Below are 16,330 nucleotides of genomic sequence, written 5' to 3' on the forward strand. Positions count from 1 at the left end.
CGGCATCGGCATAGACTCGCAGGCATCGTGGTAGGGCAAGGTTTCCCATGGATGTCGAACAACCGGATCGGTCGCGCTCGGGCACAGGCGCCGCACCGGCGCACTGGCCGGCGAAGACACGCCGACTGGTCGGCGAGATCCGCCAGATCTGCCGCGAATGGCTGCCCGAGCCGCTGAGGCTGTGCCTGGCCGACTTCGACCGTGCCCTGCACGAACAGGCCGCCAACGCCCGCAGCCACGTCGACCAGCAGCGCTACCAGGCCACCCGCCAGCGCCTGGTGCAGGAACGCCGGGCATTCGAGCAACGCTTCATCGACTGCATCGACCGTGCCCTGCTGGATCTTGGCTCGCAACCGGCCGCGGCCAAGGCGCCGCCGGCGCGGCTGACCCTGAGCCTGCTCGATCCGATGGAACACGAGATGACCGCCGCGCTGGACCAGCTGGTGGCCCGCAGTGCCGCGCGTGGCGGCCCGCTACTGGTCGAACTGAGCTATCGGCTCGCGGTGCTGGTCGGCATGCCGCCCCTGGAAAGCGAGGCCATGCCGCTGGGGCCACACGCGATGGCCAGGGCGTTCCGCGATTCCAGCGCGGCGCTCGGACTGCCGGCGGAGCACCACCTGCTGTTGCTGCAGGCGGTGGAGGGCAAGCTGATCCAGGGCCTGACCCCGTTGCACCAGGTGGTCAACAACCATCTGGCCGCCGCCGGCATCCTGCCTCGGCTGCGCCCGTTTCCCCTGCCGCGCTCGCCCCGGCCGCCACGCCGGCAGCGTCCGCTGCCAGCCGCTGCGGCACCGCCCCCCACCTCGCCAGGCAGCCCGGCGCGACCTTCCGGCCTGCGCGAAATGCTCACCCGCCAGCGTGGCCCGCGCCCGGTCTCCGACCATGCGCGCTTCGCCAGCGCCAGCGAACTGGATGCCGCACTCGCCGCCCTGCCGCGCCGCGCCGCCGATGCGCAGATGTTGCGACGCGTCCGGCCGCTGCACGAGGCGCTGGTCGACCAGCTCAATGCCGGGCAGCCATTGGAGGCGGTTCCCATCCTGCCCAGCCCGGATGCGGACGACACCCTCGAGCTGATCGTGCGGCTGTTCGACACGCTGCGCCAGCAACTGCCGCCCGCGGGATCGGCGCACGACCTGCTCGACCGCGTGCAGTTGCCCATGCTGCGGGCCGCCCTGGCCGACGAGGGCTTTTTCGAGCACCGCGAGCAGCCGGCCCGCCTGCTGCTGGAACGCCTGCTCGAGGCCGCCGGCGACTGGCTGGAAGGCGGCGACAGCAGCCTCGTCCCGCCGCTGGAGCAGCTGCTCGGACGCCTGGACCGCGAGCCGCCCACAGCCGCGCTGCATGACGAACTGGGTGCCGAACTGGAGCGCCAGGTCGCCCAGCAGCAACGCAAGGCGCAGGCGGCCGAGCGCCGGCACGTCGAGGCCATGCAGGGGCGCGAGCGGCTGGAGCAGGCCCGCCAGCGCGCGGCCGAACTGCTTGCCGGCCTGTTCGCCAAGGCCCCTCCGCACGCCGCGCTGCGCGCGCTGCTCGAACACGCCTGGACGGACGTGCTCGCACTGACTTTGCTGCGCCACGGCGAGCAGAGCGAAACCTTCGCCCGCCGCCTGGTCATCACCGACCAGTTGCTCGGCCGCCTGCCCCCCGGCAACCTGGAGACCCTGCAGGCGGACGTGATCGCCGGGCTGCAGCAGATCGGCATGCATGGCGAGGAAGCGAACGAGGTCGCACAGCGGCTGATCGGCGCTGGCGCCGTCCTGCACGAGGCCGACGCAACCGGCTTGACCGGCCTGGCGATGCGCCTGAAACAGCGGCGCGGGCAAGAGGAGGCGTCCGCGCCGGCCCCGGCCACGCCGGCAGCTCCATCGGCCGAGTCCCTGCGCCTGCACCAGCGACTCAGCCGTCATCCGGGCGGCTGGTTCGAGTTCACCCAGGGCGATGGCAGCCGGGTTCGCCGGAAGCTGGCCTGGTACTCCGCGCGCGCCGCGCGCGGCCTGTTCGTCACCCGCCAGGGGCAGCGCGCCGGAGAGATGAGCCTGGCCGATCTCGCCCAGGCGATCGCCGCGGGTAAAGTTCGCGAAGTGCCTGCCGCTAACGAAAGCGACCTGGACCGTGCCTGGCGCGCGCTGACCGACAGCCTGCGCCAGGCCACCCCGATGCCCGGAGCCCGTTCGTGACGCCCGACCCACAGGAAAGCCGCCGTGCGCACCGCAAGCCGGTCAACATCGCCGCCGAGGTCGTCGATGCGATCAGCGGCCGGCGCATGGGGCAGCTGGGCAACCTTTCCGCCAGCGGCATGCTGCTGATCGGCAGCGAGGCGCCGCGCAACGAGGCGATCTACCAGTTGCGGCTGCCCCTGCCCGGGCTTGGAGAGACGCCGCCGACGATCGAGGTCGGCGTGCAGGAGCAGTGGCACGAGGAAGCGGCCACGCCCGGCCAGGTCTGGGCCGGTTACCGCATCATCGCCATTGGCGACCACGAAGCGGCGCAACTCCAGCATTGGCTGGAAATGCCCGGCTGAGCCTTTTCCGGCGGCCAGTCCAGGCATGCGGGTGGCCCCCGTGGCGCCAGCGCGCGATCATGGGGAGTCTCCCACCGGCGGAATCGCCTCGCGTGCCTCCGCCGCCCGACGAAGGACCCCGTGCATGACCGAGAACCTCGCCCCGCTCTACGCCCAGCACCTGGCCACCCTGCGCGAACGCGCGGACAAGGCGCTCGCCCTGGGTGGCTTCGACCGGCTGCTGATCGCCGCGGGCCGGCCGCTGAACAAGTTCCTGGACGACCAGGACTTCCCGTTCGTCTCCAACCCGCACTTCCGCCACTGGTTGCCACTGACCGACGCGCCGGGCAGCTGGATCGTGTACGAGCCCGGCACCCGGCCCAAGCTCGTGTTCGTGCAGCCGCGCGACTACTGGCATGTGGTGCCGGCCGCACCCAGCGGCTACTGGGTGGAGGAGTTCGACATCCAGGTCGTGCGCAGCCACGCCGACGCCGTCGCCGCGCTGCCGAAGCAGGGGCGCAACGCGGTCATCGGACCGGCCTGCCCGTCCATCGAAGGGGTGGAGGCGAACAACCCCGAGCCGGTGATGAACTACCTGCACTGGCATCGCAGTTACAAGACGGCCTACGAGCTGGCGCTGATGCGCGAAGCCAGCCGCCTCGGCGCGCGCGCGCACCGTGCCGCCGAAGCCGCCTTCCGCAACGGCGAGAGTGAGTTCGGCATCCACATGGCGTATCTCGCCGCCGCGGGGCAGATCGACGCGGAACTTCCGTACGCCAGCATCGTCGGCCTGAACGAGCACGGCGCAGTGCTTCACTACACCCACTTCGACCGCCAACCGCCAGCCGTGCACCGCTCGTTCCTGATCGACGCGGGCGCCAGCTGCGCCGGCTACGCCAGCGACATCACGCGCAGCTACGCCGCGTCCGGCGCGGACGAGTTCCAGGCACTCATCGACAGCATGGACGCCGCGCAGCGTGAGCTGGCCTCGAAGGTTCGCGCGGGCCAGAGTTACCCGGAACTGCACATCCACGCCCACCATCTGGTGGCCGGCGTGCTGCGCGAGCACGGCATCATCCGCATGGATGCCGAGGCGGCGGTCGCCGGCGGCGTGACCGCGGCGTTCTTCCCGCACGGGCTGGGCCATCCGATCGGCCTGGCGGTGCACGACGTGGCCGGTTTCCAGCAGAACGAGCGCGGCGGCAGCATCCCGCGCCCGCAAGGCCATCCCTTCCTGCGCATGACCCGCGTGCTTGAAGCCGGGATGGTGGTGACCATCGAGCCGGGCCTGTACTTCATCGACATGCTGCTGGACGAGCTGCGCGCCAACCCGGCCGCCAAAGCCGTGGACTGGTCCCGCGTCGACGCGTTCCGCCCCTACGGCGGCATCCGCATCGAGGACGATGTGGTGTGCACCGGGGCCGCGCCGGAAAACCTGACCCGCGACGCCTTCGCGCAGCTCGCCTGACCGCCCTGCGCTCCGCCGGACTCCCCGGCGGAGCGCTCAGTGATACCCCTCGCCCGCCAGCACCTTGCCGCGGAACACGCGGTACGAATACACGGTGTAGGCCAGCACCGCCGGGATCAGGAACGCCGCCCCCACCAGCACGAAGCCCTGTGACGAGGGTGGCGAGGCGGCCTCCCAGATGCTCATGTCCGGCGGCACGATGTTGGGCCACATGCCCACCACCAGGCCGATGAAACCCAGCGCGAAGAAGCACAACGCCAGCACGAACGGCTGCACCTCGCGGTTCTTCAGCACCGCCCGCCACAGCAGGATCGCGTTGAGCACGGTGAGGGCCGGTACCGGCGACAGCCACAGGATGTGCGCGCCGGTGAACCAGCGCTCCATCAGGTGCGAGTCCAGGAAGGGCAGCCAGGCGCTCACCATGAGCATGAAGCCGATGACCGCCAGCATCAGCGGCCGGGTCAGGTCGAACGCGATCCGCTGCAGGCGACCGTCGGTCTTGAGGATCAGCCACGTCGCGCCCAGCAGCGCATAGCCGAACACCACCGCCATTCCGGTCATCACCGCGAACGGACTGAACCAGCCGAACGCGCCCTGCACGTATTTGCCGCCGGTCAGCGGCATGCCCTCGACCAGCGCGCCCAGGATCAACCCCTGCGCGAAGGCGGTGACCACCGAGCCGACACTGAAGGCCACGCCCCACAGCCAGCGCGAAGTGTGCGCCTTGAAGCGGAACTCGAACGCCACGCCGCGGAAGATCAACGCGATCAGCATCGCCAGGATCGGCAGGTACAGCGCGGAGAGCACCACCGCGTACGCCCTGGGGAAGGTCGCCATCAAACCCGCGCCGCCGAGTACCAGCCAGGTCTCGTTGCCGTCCCAGATCGGCGCGGCGGTGTTCATCATGTGGTCGCGCTGGTCCTCGTCGTCGGCGAACGGCAGCAGGATGCCCAGACCCAGCACGAAGCCGTCCAGCAGCACGTACATGATCACCGCGAAGCCGATGATGAAGAACCACACCACCGGAAGGAGGGTCGCCCAGTCCATCGTCAGTCTCCCATCGGGTCATCGGGGGCCGACAGCGGACGCGCCGGCGTGCGGCGGCGGCTGCCATGCACCGCCGTGGCCGGCTGCCCGCGTTGGGGCGCGGGGAGCGGGCCATCGCGGAACAGCTTGAAGAGATACCAGATGCCGGCCCCGAAGATGCCGAGGTAGACCAAGACGAACGTGATCAGCGAAGCCAGCACGCTGGAAGCCGGCAGCACCGTCGCCGCCTGCGAAGTCCGCACCAGGCCCTGCACCACCCACGGCTGTCGCCCCACCTCGGCCACCCACCAGCCCGTCAGCAGGGCGATGAAACCGGAAGGGATCATCACCACCCACGCCTTGAGATACCAGCGGTCGCGGAACAGGCTGCCGCGCTTCCAGCGCCACAGGCCGAGCAGCGCGAGGGCCAGCATCGACAGGCCCAGCCCCACCATGACGCGGAACGAGAAGAACGGGATCCTGACCGGCGGTCGCTCGTCGCGGGGGAAGTCCTTCAGGCCCTTGACCTGGCCGTCCCACGAGTGGGTGAGGATCAGGCTGCCCAGGTGCGGCACCTCCACCGCATAGCGGTTGGTCTGCGCCTGCTCGTCGGGCCAGGCGAACAGCGCCAGCGGCACGCTGCTCGCGGTTTCCCAGCGCGCCTCGATCGCAGCGAGCTTGGCGGGCTGGTACTCGCGCACCTTCAGGCCGGCCATGTCGCCGATCACGATCTGGATCGGAATCACGATCGCCAGGAAGGCCAGCGCCAGCTTCAGCATCACGCCCGCGCGATCGACGAAGCGTCCCTTTAGCAGATAGACGGCCGAAACGCCGCCCACCACCATCGCCGTGGAGATGAAGGCGGCCAGCACCATGTGCGGCAGGCGCACCAGGAAGGAGGGATTGAAGATCACATGCCACCAGTCGGCCGGATAGAACACGCCGTCGCGGATGCCGTAGCCGGCGGGCGTCTGCATCCAGCTGTTGGCGGACATGATCCAGAACGAGGAGAGCAGCGTGCCCAGCGACACCATGCAGGTGGCCAGGAAATGCATCCGGTCGCTGACTTTCTTCCAGCCGAACAGCATCACGCCCAGGAACGTGGCCTCGAGGAAGAACGCAGTAAGCACCTCGTAGTTGAGCAGCGGCCCGACCACGTTGCCGGCGACGATGGAAAAGCCGGCCCAGTTGGTGCCGAACTGGAAGCTCATCACGATGCCGGACACCACCCCCATGCCGAAGGCGACGGCGAAGATCTTGAGCCAGAAGAAATAGAGGTCTCGCCACAGGTCGGTGCGCTTGACCAGCCACACGCCCTCGATGAACGCCAGCCACGCCGCCGTGCCGATGGTGAAGGCGGGGAACAGGATGTGGAAGGACATCACCCACGCGAACTGCAGGCGCGAGAGGAACTCGGCGGTCGGCATGCTTCACTCCCGCAGGAAGGGCATCGGCGACTATAGACATGCGCGGCGTGATGGCTGCGGCATCGCGACAGGCTGCCGCGCGGCGTGGCGTCGCAGGCGTGTGTTCCGCCCGGGGGCCTGGCGGCTCGCCCCCCCCGGAGGGCACAGGAGGTTTGCCGCCCCGAAGCCGCGGGATCGAGCAGCGAGCGCGGTTCTCAGCGCTCGCCCAGCACCCGCGCCAGCTCCTCCGGCTCCTTGGGCACCGCCGCGGTCAGCACCACGTTGCCCCCGGGGCTCACCGCCACATCGTCCTCGATACGCACGCCGATGCCACGCCAGCGCTCGGCCACGCCACGCAGGTCAGGTGGAACATAGATGCCCGGCTCCACCGTCACCACCATGCCCGGCTCGAGCAGGCGCGCCTCGCCATCGACGCGGTAGTCGCCCACGTCGTGTACATCCAGGCCCAGCCAGTGGCCGGTCTTGGACGGAAAGAAGGTCTTGTACGCGCCGCTCTCGATCGCCGCATCGGCCGTGCCCTTGAGCAGGCCCAGCGCGCACAGCCCCTCGGCAATCACGCGCACGGCCGCGTGGTGCGCGGCATCGAAGGCGCGACCCGGCTGCACCGCGTCGATCGCCGCCTGCTGCGCCGCCAGCACCACTTCGTACAGCGCGCGCTGCTCACGCGTCCAGCGGCCATTGACCGGAAAGGTGCGGGTGATGTCGGAGGCATAACAGTCCACCTCGGCACCGGCATCGATCAGCAGAAGGTCGCCGTCCTTCAGCGGCGCGCGGTTGGCCAGGTAATGCATCGTGCAGGCGTTGACGCCACCGGCGACGATCGGCGGGAACGCGGCCACCGCGCCGCGGGCACGCATCGCGCGCAGCAGTTCGGCCTCGACCTCGTACTCCAGGCGCCCCGGCTGCGCGACGGCCATCGCCGCCAGGTGCGCCTCGGCGGCGATCGCCGCGGCCTGGCGCATCAGCTTCAGCTCGCCGCGCGACTTGTAGAGCCGCAGGTCGTGCAGCAGATGGCCCAGCGCCACGAACTCCTTCGGCACCACGCCGCCGCCACGCAGTTGGCGCAGGCGGCGCATCCAGCCCAGCAGGCGCGCGTCGAAGTCCGGTTCGCGGCCGAAATGGCAGTACACCCGCGCGCGGCCTTCGATCATGCCCGGCAGGATGTCGTCGATGTCCTCGATCGGGAATGCGTCGTCCACCCCGTAGGTGCCTACGGCGCGCTCGGTGCCCGCCACCTCGCCGTGCCACCGCTCGTGCGCCGGGTCGCGCTCGCGGCAGAACAGCACCGCCTCGCCGTGCGCGCGTCCGGGCAGCAGCGCCAGCACGGCATCCGCCTCGGGGAAGCCGGTCAGGTAGTGGAAATCCGAATCCTGGCGGTACGGCCAGGCGGCATCGGCGTTGCGCATGCGCTCGGGTGCGGCCGCGACCAGCAGGGCCGCGTCGGCGCCGGCCATGCGCATCAGCTGGCGCCGGCGGCGCGCAAATTCGGCGACGGTGATGCTCAATGCAGCGTATCGCCCGCCGGGCGCTGGGCCGTGTGGCACTCGGCGAACAGCAGCATCGCGCCCATGCGGACGAATTCGTGCAGCTCGATCAGGGCATCCTCGTCCTCGCTTTCGTCACCGAAGTCGAAGGCCGAACCGGCGATGGTCGTGAGGTCACGCAGGATCTCCTGCGCCTCGTCCGACAGCTGCGCATGCGCGCCGGCACCGGCCAGGCCGAAGCCCCCAAGGAAGCCGCGGCACCATTCACCCAGCGCGTCGGCACGCTCGGCCAGCGGGCGGTCGTCGGCCGGCAGCAGCGGCTCGAAGCCCAGCTCGGGATCGGCCAGCTCGCTGCGGCTCTGCGTCGCCAGCCGCTCGAGCACCGCCTGGTCCTGCGGCGCAGGCACGACCGCCTCGCCTCCCTCGAATTCGAGCGCGGCCAGCAACGGCTGCTTGTCGACCGAGCCGCCGCCGGCCAGGTAGCCGCACAGCGAGCCGTGCAGTTCGCTGGCATCGGCGCCGATGCGCATCCGCACAAGTGCGGCATCCAGCTCGTCGTAGCCGAGCATGTCGGTGGCGGTCATGGGAGTTCTCCGGCGGGGTTCGGCGGCCAAGTCTAATCCACCCCCTCCGGGAGCGCCCTTGGCGGCGCGCTCCGGAAGCCCCCGTCCAAGCGCGGCCATCGCCAAACCCGGCACCTTTTCCGTCGGCAGGCTTGCTATATTTCACGCCATGAGCACGCCCGATCCCGTCCAGCAGGAATTGGCCACCCTGAACCAGCAGCTGGACCGCCTGCTGGAACTGGTGCGCCGGCTGCAGGAGGAAAACCGCAGTCTCCGACACAGCCAGGAGCAGCTGGCCAACGAGCGGGCGGGCCTGATGGCGCGCAACGACCAGGCGCGCAGCCGCGTCGAGGCGATGATCCAACGGTTGAAAGCCCTCGAGAACAACGGCTGATGAGCAGCACGCCCTCCCCCGCCTCCGAGCCGGTCGCGCTGCGCCTGCTCGACCGCGAATTCCTGATCGCCTGTGCACCCGAGGAACGCGACGGCCTGCTCGAAGCGGCCACCTTCCTCGACCGCAAGATGCGCGAACTGCGCGCCAACGCACGCACGCCCGGCTTCGACCGTCTGGCGGTGCTGGCGGCGATCAGCATCACCCATGAATACCTGGGCCTGCGCAAGCAGCACGACGGCGCTGATCGCAGCGTGACTGACGGTCTCGCCGCACTGCGCCGCAAGCTTGAAGCGGCGCTCGACGGGCAAGTAAGATAGACCCCGGCGTTTACTGCGGTGTGCGCCAGCACACTCTTACATTTGCCTTGTTCCTAAATACGACCCCGGGTCGGCTTCACATGGTTGTTGTGCATGTCCGCCGCGTGCGGAAAGCCTTGAAGGCCATGTAGCCCTCCCACCTGATCCAAGAGGATCAAGGTCGTTCGGTGGGCAGCGGCATCGCGGTTGACGCCACCCTTTTCCCGCCCCGGCCGACGTTCACGCAACGCCGGCCGGGCGCGCGAGCGGCGCCGGTCGCGCCGCCTTCCCAGGAGATGCGCGAACGTGGACGCCACCGCCCAACGCCGCGAACTGCGCCAGCATCTCGCCGCCCGCCGCCGCGCACTGACGCCCGCCCAGCGCATCGCTGCCGCACAGGGCCTCAGGCACAGCATCGAGCAGCTCCCCGAGTACCACACCGACGCGCGTGTGGCCGGGTACTGGGCCTGCGATGGCGAATTGCCCCTCAACCTGGTGATCCCCCCGCTGGCCGCGCGTGGCCAGCGTTTCCTGCTGCCGATGCTGGGCGAGGAGCGCCAGCTGCGTTTCGCACCGTGGTCGGCCGGCGAGGAGGTGCAGCCCAACCGCTTCGGCATCCCCGAACCGGTGGCGCCACGCGAGTGGTTCGCGCCGTTCCAGCTCGACCTGGTGCTGGTGCCGCTGCTGGGCTTCGATCGACGAGGCCACCGGCTGGGGTATGGCGGCGGCTGGTACGACCGCAGCTTCGCCTTCCTCAACGACCAGGTGCGCCCTACCGAGCCCCTGCTGGTCGGCATCGCCTACGACTTCCAGGAACTACCGGCGATCACGTCCGAACCTTGGGACGTGCCGCTGGACTACATCGCGACCGACCGCGAACTGATCGACTGCCACCCGGAAAACCATCGATGAGCGAGCGGCCCTACACCCACTGGCTGATGAAGTCCGAGCCGGACACCTTCTCCATCGACGACCTCAGGCAACGCAAGCGCGAGCCATGGGATGGCGTACGCAACTACCAGGCGCGGAATTTCATGCGCGACGGCATGCGCAAGGGCGACAAGGTGTTCTTCTACCACTCCAACTGCGCCGAGCCGGGCATCGCCGGCATTGCCCAGGTCGCCAGCGAGGCCTACCCGGATCCCAGCCAGTTCGATCCGAAGAGCAAGTACTTCGACCCGGCCAGCTCGCGCGACCACCCGCGCTGGATGCTGGTGGACGTGAAATACGTGCGCAAGCTCAAGCGCGTCATCACGCTGGATGAGCTGAAGGGTCAGCCCGCGCTGGCCGACATGGCGCTGGTGCGCAAGGGCAACCGGCTCTCGGTGATGCCGGTGAGCGCGCAGGACTGGAATTTCATCCTGGCGCTCGAATAGGCAACGACCCCACGCCCGCTCCAACGGCTTGCACGCACACCCCAAGGAACTTCCATGAGCAACGAAAAGCGCCTCGCCGGAGAGGCGGCCATCCGCTACGTCGAGGACGGCGCCATCGTCGGCGTCGGCACCGGCTCGACCGTGGCCTATTTCATCGATGCGCTGGCGGGCATCAAGCATCGCATCCACGGGGCGGTGTCCAGTTCCGAGCAATCGACCGCGCAGCTCAGGAAGCACGGCATCCCGGTGCTCGACCTCAACGCCACCGGGCCGCTCTCGCTCTACGTGGACGGCGCCGACGAGTGCGACCCGCACAAGCGGCTGATCAAGGGCGGCGGCGCCGCACTGACCCGCGAGAAGATCATTGCCGAGGCCAGCGCGCGATTCGTGTGCATCATCGATTCGGGCAAGCGGGTGGACCTGCTCGGCCGCTTCCCGCTGCCGATCGAGGTGATCCCGATGGCACGCAGCCTGGTCGGAAGGGAGATCGTCAAGCGCGGCGGCCAGCCGGTCTGGCGCGACGGCGTGGTGACCGACAACGGCAACTGGGTGATCGACGTGCACGGCTGGCAGATCACCGACCCGGTGGGACTGGAGGCCGAACTCAACCAGATTCCGGGGATCGTCACGGTCGGCCTGTTCGCCCGCCGTCCGGCCGACATCGTGCTGGTCGGCGACAAGGAGATGTAGCCCTGGCCCGCCCCGGGGAGAGCCGGGGCGGAGCGCGCGTCCTGGCACCCTCCCCTGCAGGGGGAGGTCCGCCGCCCTACGCCGTACGCATGCCGCGCCGGCCGAAGCGCAGGTGCCGGCTGGCCTGCCGCGCTTCCTGCAGGCGGCGCTTGTGGGCGCTCAGCAGGTCGCCGCGGGTGATGATGCCGACCATGCGGTGCGGCGCCTCCTTGCTGATCACGATCAACCGGCCCACCTGCTCGGCCACCATGTGGTCGGCTGCTTCGCGCAGGGAGTGATCCTCCTTGACCATGATCGGCGGGCGGGTGATCAGGTCGCCCAGCGCGAGCGAATACGACCACTGTGGATCGAGCAGGCTGCGCCGTGTCAGCACGCCCAGCACCTGGTGGTTCGCATCGACCACCGGATAACCCTGGTGCTGCGCCTCGGGCGAACCCTCGTTCAGCCAGTTGCGCACCTCGCCCAGGGTCTGGTTGGTACGCAGCGTCACCACGTCGCGCGAGCAGGCGTCCCCGGCCGCCACCTGGTCCAGATAGTCGGCCGCGTATTCGGAAGGGACGCGTACGCCACGGCGGGCGATCTTCTCGGTCATGATGGTGTTGCGCATCATGAGCGCCGAGATCAGATAGGCCGCAGTGCAGCCGCCGAGCAGGGGCAGCAGTCCAGCTGGCTGGCCAGTGGTTTCGAACGCGAACACGACCGCCGTCAGCAGCGCTCGAGAGGCACCGGCGAAGATCGCCGCCATGCCCACCAGCGCCGCGATGCGTGGATCGATGCCGAACTGCGGCAGCAGCGCCGCCAGCCCGAGACCCATCAATGCTCCCAGCGCGCCGCCGATGGTGAACAGCGGCGCCAGCGTGCCGCCGGAGGTGCCGCTGCCCAGCGCGATCGACCAGGAAAGGAACTTCATCACGCACAGGAAAAACAGCGCGTGCAGGGTGAACTGCCCGCCGACGATGCCTTCGATATTGGTGTAGCCCACGCCCAGGGTCAGCGGGGCGAAGTAGCCGATCACGCCCACCGCCACCCCACCCAGCGCCGGCCACCACATCCAGTGGATCGGCAGTTTTTCGAACGCATCCTCGATGCCGTAGACGATCCGCGTGACGCCCACACTGATCAGTCCGAGCATCGCGCCGACGCCCACGTAGCAGGCCAGGGCGATCGCACCCGGCTCGGCCAGGGCAGGCATCGCGAACACCGGCGCCGTGCCCTGGAACGCGTAGCGCACCGAGGTGGCGGCCACGGTGGCCAGCGCAACCGGGATGAGCGAGCGCGGACGCAGCTCGAACAACAGCAGCTCCACCGCCAGCACCACCGCCGCCACCGGCGAGGCGAACACCGCGGCCATGCCGGCGGCCGCGCCGGCGGCCAGCAGAACCTTGCGCTCCCCACCGGTTACCCGCAACAGCTGGCCGATGAACGATCCCAACGCCCCGCCGGTGGCGATGATCGGTCCCTCCGCACCGAACGGTCCCCCGGTGCCGATGGCGATGGCCGAGGACACCGGCTTCAGGAAAGTGATCCGTGGCGGAATCTTCGATTCGTTGAGCAGCACTTGCTCCATCGCCTCGGGGATGCCATGGCCGCGGATCGCTCGCGATCCCCATCGGGCCATGACTCCGACGATCAGTCCGCCGACGACCGGAACCAGGATGACCCACGCGCCCAGATGGTGGCCGGCGGGCGAAGAGAACGCGGTCGACCAGCGGCCATAGAAGGCCAGGTTGGTGACCAGCCCGATCAGCGCGGTGAGAATCTGCGCGATGAACGCGGCGGCGACGCCCAGCGCGATCGACACGGCCGTGATACGCAGCACCCGACGGTCGACCAGGGTGGAGCGGCGAGGCATGCGCGTCGCATCGAGGCTGACCCCCAGCGCCGGGGATAGGGGCAAGGCGTCCGTGCTGCCTTCCAGCCGCACGCCCGGTGGCGGCGTCGGCTTCTCGCTCGAGGAGGTCATGGGGCAATACCACTGGCAAAACGGGGATTTTACGCTCCACGGCCCTGGAACCGAAGGGCGGGGGTCGTCATGGAATGGCTGCGGTGCCAAGTCGCCGGCATCGCGCGCGCCGGCGGATCGCCCGCCTGGCACGGAAAGGCGTCCGTAAAACTTAATCCGACGCTCAGTTTCGGCGGTTGTCTTCGCGCAAAAATCACTTTTGCAGCTGATACAGTGCTGTTGCTCAACCCGTGAGCAGTCCAACAAGGGGACATGGCTATGATCAAATTCCTGCCGCGCCGCGCCCTCTGCGCCGGCCTGGTCGTCATGGGGCTTTCGACCTCCGCCATGGCGGCGACGGGTACGGGCCTCGGTCAGGCCTGGCCCAACGCACAGGACGTGAGCGCGAGTGCCCACTGGCACGTCTACACGTTTGCCAACAACGGCCTGAAATATGTGCAGGTGAACGACCTCTACGGCAACGTCCGCATTGCGTTTGCCGCGGCGAACGGCCAGTTTCTGGTGCTGCCGATGGGTCGCGACGCGCAGCGGATCACCACGCCGCAGCAGTCCGCGTCCGTCAGCGCCACCGCCGTGCCGCTCGCTTCGTATGCCGAAACCGTCTATCGGGACAGCTCCATCCAGTTGCAGGCGGTGCCCTTGAGCGACGGCACCACGATGTTCACCGCGCAGCCGGCAACCACCAGCTATGCGACGGCCAGTCCCTGCGACGATCCGGAGGAATGCAGCAGCCACACCCAATAAGCCGCCGCATCGCCCGACCCATGAAAAAGCCGCCTTTCGGCGGCTTTTTCATGGGTGGGTCTTCCCGGGTCGACCCGGCAGGGTGGCGTCAGCTCAGGCGATGTCCGGATCGAACAGGATGAGGCTGATCCGGCTGCCCGTGCCATGGGCCCGCGCATGGACCGTGCCTTCGAAGATGCCCGCGCGATCCTTGAGCGCACCCAGCCCCATGCCGCTTCCGCCCAGTGCCGCATGGACATCGTCCCAGCGCACGCGGGCCAGCCGTTCGTAGTCGACGTCGCTGTCGACGCACAGCACCGCCCAGCGCCGGCCACCGGACCTGCCACTGCGAAGCCGAACGCGCAGCTTGCTGATGTTGCGCTTGGCACAGGAGAGCGCGATCGCTTCCGACGCCAACCGGTACAGCGCCATGTGGACGCTGGTGGACAGCTGTTCGACGTCACCCTGGATATCGCACCAGTAGACGATGCCGCCCTCATCCAGCGCACGGGGAATGGACCCCTCGCGCAGTGCGGCCGGCAAGCCCCGGTCGCGCCAGGAAAGCGGATACAGGGAGTCGGCGAGGCGGTACATCTGGTGCTGCGCGACCGCCGCCTGGCGATAGTAGGTGCGTTCGTCGGTCCCCGGCAGCAGGCAGCGCAGCCGTCCCAGCAACTGGGTATAGGAGGCCTGGATCGCGCCGCTCATCTGCTCCAGCGCATAGGAAGTCTGCCGCAGCTGCAGTTCACCCAGGTAGACGTTGCGCTGCGCCATCGCCAGCGCCAGGCGCGAGTCCATGCGCTCCTGCCGCTCGCGCTGGTGCAGAACCGCGATGCGCGCACCGAGCATCAGCATCGTGGTGATCGTGAAGGCGATGAACACCTCGGCCTGGACCGTCTCGTGGTCGCGTACCACCGGCATCGTCAGGATCACGGCGATGCTCGCTGCCGTCCCGCCCACTGCCGCTCCGCGCCAGCCGTGCCGCAGCGACAACCAGGCTACCGGCAGGAACATGGCCATCCGTGCGGCCTGGCTCGCATCGCCGGCGACACCCGACGCCAGCCAGACCAGCAAGGCCAGCGCGGGCAGCAGCAGCGAGACGGTCTCGAGCACGAGTCGGCTTTCCGACACGCCGGCCATGGCCTGCCTGAGCGACTTGCCGGCCAATTCCTCGCGCACGGACAGCACCAGCGGCACGACCGTGAGGATGCCGATATAGGAGCCGAGGAAATAGCGCCCGGCGGCCGCGCGGTAATCGTACGGGGTCTGGAGGGTGGCCAGGATCAGTGCGGTGGTATCGGCTGCGGTCCAGACCACCGAGACCAGCAGGGAGCAAAGCAGCAGCACGTTGATGCTGGTAATCGTGCGCGCCGGGAACAGACGTCGCTGTTCCCGGCAGAAATGGACGATCGGCATGGCAAGGCCGATCGGCGGTACCAGCATGACGGCCGACCACATCCGGCCGTACTGGTCCAGGCAGCTCAAGCTGATGTAGCTCAACGGCAACAGTTCGCCCAGCAGCAGCGCCGGCCAATAGCGGTAAGGCATCAGCATCAGGACGCACAGGCGCAAGCCTGCGAAAAGCACCCAGTGCGAAAAGGAGATCTCGCGAAGGAGGAGGTAGCTCACCGCATAACCGGCCACGACCGCGAGTTGTCGAAACCAGATGTTGTCCCAGGTCCTTGTCAGCATCGTCCTACCCCCTTGGCATGGATGGCCTGGATCGCCCCAATCCAGCAACCCGTCCACGTCGGCATGTTATTCCGCCCATACAACAATTTTCTGCGTGAAAACCGAGTCAAACCAACGGCCTACCGGTCCCTGCCGACGGCGCCCATCGTAGCGCAAGCGGAGCCCGGCGCAGCGCCTGGTCACCCGGTCACGGTGTGGTGTGCGTCGCAGGATCAGCATCTGACGCCCGCCGTGCCCCGACCCCGCCGGGTTTTCGCCGCCTGCCCCCAGACATGAAAAAAAGAGGCCCGCCATGGGCGGGCCTCTTTCGTTGGCTGGGAGACTAGGATTCGAACCTAGATAAACGGAGTCAGAGTCCGTTGTCCTACCGTTAGACGATCTCCCAAAACCCTTGGGAACGATGCGCTCTGACTGGTTGCATCGTCCCTCGAAGCGAATGTTAGCGCTTCGAGAACTGGGTGGCGCGGCGGGCCTTGTGCAGACCGACCTTCTTGCGCTCGACCTCGCGGGCATCGCGGGTCACGAAGCCGGCCTTGCGCAGGGGCGACTTCAGGGTTTCATCGTACTCGATCAGCGCGCGGGCGATACCCAGGCGGATCGCACCGGCCTGGCCGGTGATGCCGCCGCCGGCGACGGTGACCTTGATGTCGAACTTGTCGGCGCTCTGGGTCAGCTCGAGCGGCTGGCGCACGATCATGCGCGAGGTCTCGCGACCGAAGAACTGGTCG

Annotated in this window: 16 protein-coding genes, 1 tRNA gene and 1 other RNA gene; 10 read left to right on the plus strand and 8 right to left on the minus strand. The window is 68.7% G+C overall.

Translation table 11 applies throughout. From position 1 onward, the window contains the following. The first annotated feature begins 47 nt into the window (after window positions 1-47). From VFH59_RS15520 to pepQ, 3 genes are all read left to right on the plus strand, one after another. Entirely contained in the window at window positions 48-2,177 is a 2,130-nt protein-coding gene (locus VFH59_RS15520; protein WP_325165816.1) for a DUF1631 family protein, read from the plus strand. Continuing rightward, the gene (locus VFH59_RS15525; protein ID WP_325165817.1) at window positions 2,174-2,521 is read left to right on the plus strand and encodes a PilZ domain-containing protein; all 348 of its coding nucleotides are present in this window, start codon (window positions 2,174-2,176) and stop codon (window positions 2,519-2,521) included. Before VFH59_RS15520 ends, VFH59_RS15525 begins: the two co-directional genes overlap by 4 nt. A 124-nt stretch (window positions 2,522-2,645) precedes the next feature. Beyond that, the gene (pepQ, locus tag VFH59_RS15530) at window positions 2,646-3,968 is read left to right on the plus strand and encodes a Xaa-Pro dipeptidase (protein WP_325165818.1); all 1,323 of its coding nucleotides are present in this window, start codon (window positions 2,646-2,648) and stop codon (window positions 3,966-3,968) included. A gap of 36 nt (window positions 3,969-4,004) precedes the next feature. Here pepQ and cydB read toward each other — a convergent pair whose 3' ends face one another. The 4 genes from cydB to VFH59_RS15550 all read right to left on the minus strand — a co-directional run bounded on the left by cydB (window position 4,005) and on the right by VFH59_RS15550 (window position 8,489). Next, window positions 4,005-5,015: a cytochrome d ubiquinol oxidase subunit II gene (gene cydB, locus VFH59_RS15535; RefSeq protein WP_325165819.1), complete on the minus strand. Its 1,011-nt coding sequence runs from the start codon at window positions 5,013-5,015 to the stop codon at window positions 4,005-4,007. 2 nt (window positions 5,016-5,017) lie between these two features. Further along, complete coding sequence (locus tag VFH59_RS15540) at window positions 5,018-6,421, minus strand: cytochrome ubiquinol oxidase subunit I (RefSeq protein WP_325165820.1); 1,404 nt, start codon at window positions 6,419-6,421, stop codon at window positions 5,018-5,020. 194 nt (window positions 6,422-6,615) lie between these two features. Then, window positions 6,616-7,926 (minus strand): aminopeptidase P N-terminal domain-containing protein, encoded by a 1,311-nt coding sequence (locus VFH59_RS15545; protein ID WP_325165821.1) that lies wholly within the window; start codon window positions 7,924-7,926, stop codon window positions 6,616-6,618. Continuing rightward, window positions 7,923-8,489 carry a UPF0149 family protein gene (locus VFH59_RS15550; protein ID WP_325165822.1) on the minus strand — a complete coding sequence of 189 codons (567 nt, stop codon included), beginning with the start codon at window positions 8,487-8,489 and terminating at the stop codon, window positions 7,923-7,925. The genes VFH59_RS15545 and VFH59_RS15550 overlap by 4 nt, the downstream gene beginning before the upstream one ends. A 148-nt stretch (window positions 8,490-8,637) precedes the next feature. Here VFH59_RS15550 and VFH59_RS15555 point away from each other — a divergent pair, with 148 nt between their 5' ends. The 6 genes from VFH59_RS15555 to rpiA all read left to right on the plus strand — a co-directional run bounded on the left by VFH59_RS15555 (window position 8,638) and on the right by rpiA (window position 11,224). After that, window positions 8,638-8,862 carry a TIGR02449 family protein gene (locus tag VFH59_RS15555; RefSeq protein ID WP_267170469.1) on the plus strand — a complete coding sequence of 75 codons (225 nt, stop codon included), beginning with the start codon at window positions 8,638-8,640 and terminating at the stop codon, window positions 8,860-8,862. Beyond that, a complete protein-coding gene (locus VFH59_RS15560; RefSeq protein ID WP_325165823.1) occupies window positions 8,862-9,179 on the plus strand; it encodes a cell division protein ZapA in 318 nt (105 codons plus the stop codon). Before VFH59_RS15555 ends, VFH59_RS15560 begins: the two co-directional genes overlap by 1 nt. A 7-nt stretch (window positions 9,180-9,186) precedes the next feature. Then, window positions 9,187-9,372: non-coding RNA, 6S RNA (gene ssrS / locus VFH59_RS15565), on the plus strand. A 92-nt stretch (window positions 9,373-9,464) separates the two neighbouring features. Next, window positions 9,465-10,070, plus strand: a complete 606-nt coding sequence (locus tag VFH59_RS15570; protein ID WP_325165824.1) for a 5-formyltetrahydrofolate cyclo-ligase — start codon at window positions 9,465-9,467, stop codon at window positions 10,068-10,070. Beyond that, window positions 10,067-10,534, plus strand: a complete 468-nt coding sequence (locus VFH59_RS15575) for an EVE domain-containing protein (protein ID WP_325165825.1) — start codon at window positions 10,067-10,069, stop codon at window positions 10,532-10,534. Before VFH59_RS15570 ends, VFH59_RS15575 begins: the two co-directional genes overlap by 4 nt. A gap of 54 nt (window positions 10,535-10,588) precedes the next feature. Further along, on the plus strand, window positions 10,589-11,224 hold the full coding sequence (gene rpiA, locus VFH59_RS15580) for a ribose-5-phosphate isomerase RpiA (protein WP_325165826.1): 636 nt from the start codon (window positions 10,589-10,591) through the stop codon (window positions 11,222-11,224). 76 nt (window positions 11,225-11,300) lie between these two features. Here the strand turns inward: rpiA and VFH59_RS15585 are convergent, their stop codons facing one another. After that, window positions 11,301-13,187 carry a chloride channel protein gene (locus VFH59_RS15585; protein ID WP_325165827.1) on the minus strand — a complete coding sequence of 629 codons (1,887 nt, stop codon included), beginning with the start codon at window positions 13,185-13,187 and terminating at the stop codon, window positions 11,301-11,303. 258 nt (window positions 13,188-13,445) lie between these two features. Between VFH59_RS15585 and VFH59_RS15590 the strand changes: the two genes are divergently transcribed. Further along, window positions 13,446-13,931: a hypothetical protein gene (locus VFH59_RS15590; protein ID WP_325165828.1), complete on the plus strand. Its 486-nt coding sequence runs from the start codon at window positions 13,446-13,448 to the stop codon at window positions 13,929-13,931. Window positions 13,932-14,024: 93 nt separating this feature from the next. Here the strand turns inward: VFH59_RS15590 and VFH59_RS15595 are convergent, their stop codons facing one another. The 3 genes from VFH59_RS15595 to rpsI all read right to left on the minus strand — a co-directional run. Further along, window positions 14,025-15,602 carry an MASE1 domain-containing protein gene (locus VFH59_RS15595; protein ID WP_325165829.1) on the minus strand — a complete coding sequence of 526 codons (1,578 nt, stop codon included), beginning with the start codon at window positions 15,600-15,602 and terminating at the stop codon, window positions 14,025-14,027. Between the two features lie 311 nt (window positions 15,603-15,913). Further along, window positions 15,914-15,987, minus strand: a tRNA-Gln gene (locus VFH59_RS15600). A 54-nt stretch (window positions 15,988-16,041) separates the two neighbouring features. Then, window positions 16,042-16,330, minus strand: a 289-nt coding sequence (gene rpsI / locus VFH59_RS15605; RefSeq protein WP_325165830.1) for a 30S ribosomal protein S9, incomplete at its 5' end; no start/stop codon positions are given.

Origin of the sequence: Frateuria sp., from assembly GCF_035695185.1 — a bacterium.
Lineage (GTDB): Bacteria > Pseudomonadota > Gammaproteobacteria > Xanthomonadales > Rhodanobacteraceae > Frateuria_A.

Bases quoted from the DNA above. Each gene is read 5' to 3' on its own strand.
- VFH59_RS15520 (WP_325165816.1), top strand. From the start codon at position 48: ATGGATGTCGAACAACCGGATCGGTCGCGCTCGGGCACAGGCGCCGCA.
- VFH59_RS15555 (WP_267170469.1), top strand. From the start codon at position 8,638: ATGAGCACGCCCGATCCCGTCCAGCAGGAATTGGCCACCCTGAACCAG.
- VFH59_RS15540 (WP_325165820.1), bottom strand. From the start codon at position 6,421: ATGCCGACCGCCGAGTTCCTCTCGCGCCTGCAGTTCGCGTGGGTGATG.
- VFH59_RS15560 (WP_325165823.1), top strand. From the start codon at position 8,862: ATGAGCAGCACGCCCTCCCCCGCCTCCGAGCCGGTCGCGCTGCGCCTG.
- pepQ (WP_325165818.1), top strand. From the start codon at position 2,646: ATGACCGAGAACCTCGCCCCGCTCTACGCCCAGCACCTGGCCACCCTG.
- VFH59_RS15575 (WP_325165825.1), top strand. From the start codon at position 10,067: ATGAGCGAGCGGCCCTACACCCACTGGCTGATGAAGTCCGAGCCGGAC.
- VFH59_RS15550 (WP_325165822.1), bottom strand. From the start codon at position 8,489: ATGACCGCCACCGACATGCTCGGCTACGACGAGCTGGATGCCGCACTT.
- rpiA (WP_325165826.1), top strand. From the start codon at position 10,589: ATGAGCAACGAAAAGCGCCTCGCCGGAGAGGCGGCCATCCGCTACGTC.
- cydB (WP_325165819.1), bottom strand. From the start codon at position 5,015: ATGGACTGGGCGACCCTCCTTCCGGTGGTGTGGTTCTTCATCATCGGC.
- VFH59_RS15585 (WP_325165827.1), bottom strand. From the start codon at position 13,187: ATGACCTCCTCGAGCGAGAAGCCGACGCCGCCACCGGGCGTGCGGCTG.
- VFH59_RS15590 (WP_325165828.1), top strand. From the start codon at position 13,446: ATGATCAAATTCCTGCCGCGCCGCGCCCTCTGCGCCGGCCTGGTCGTC.
- VFH59_RS15595 (WP_325165829.1), bottom strand. From the start codon at position 15,602: ATGCTGACAAGGACCTGGGACAACATCTGGTTTCGACAACTCGCGGTC.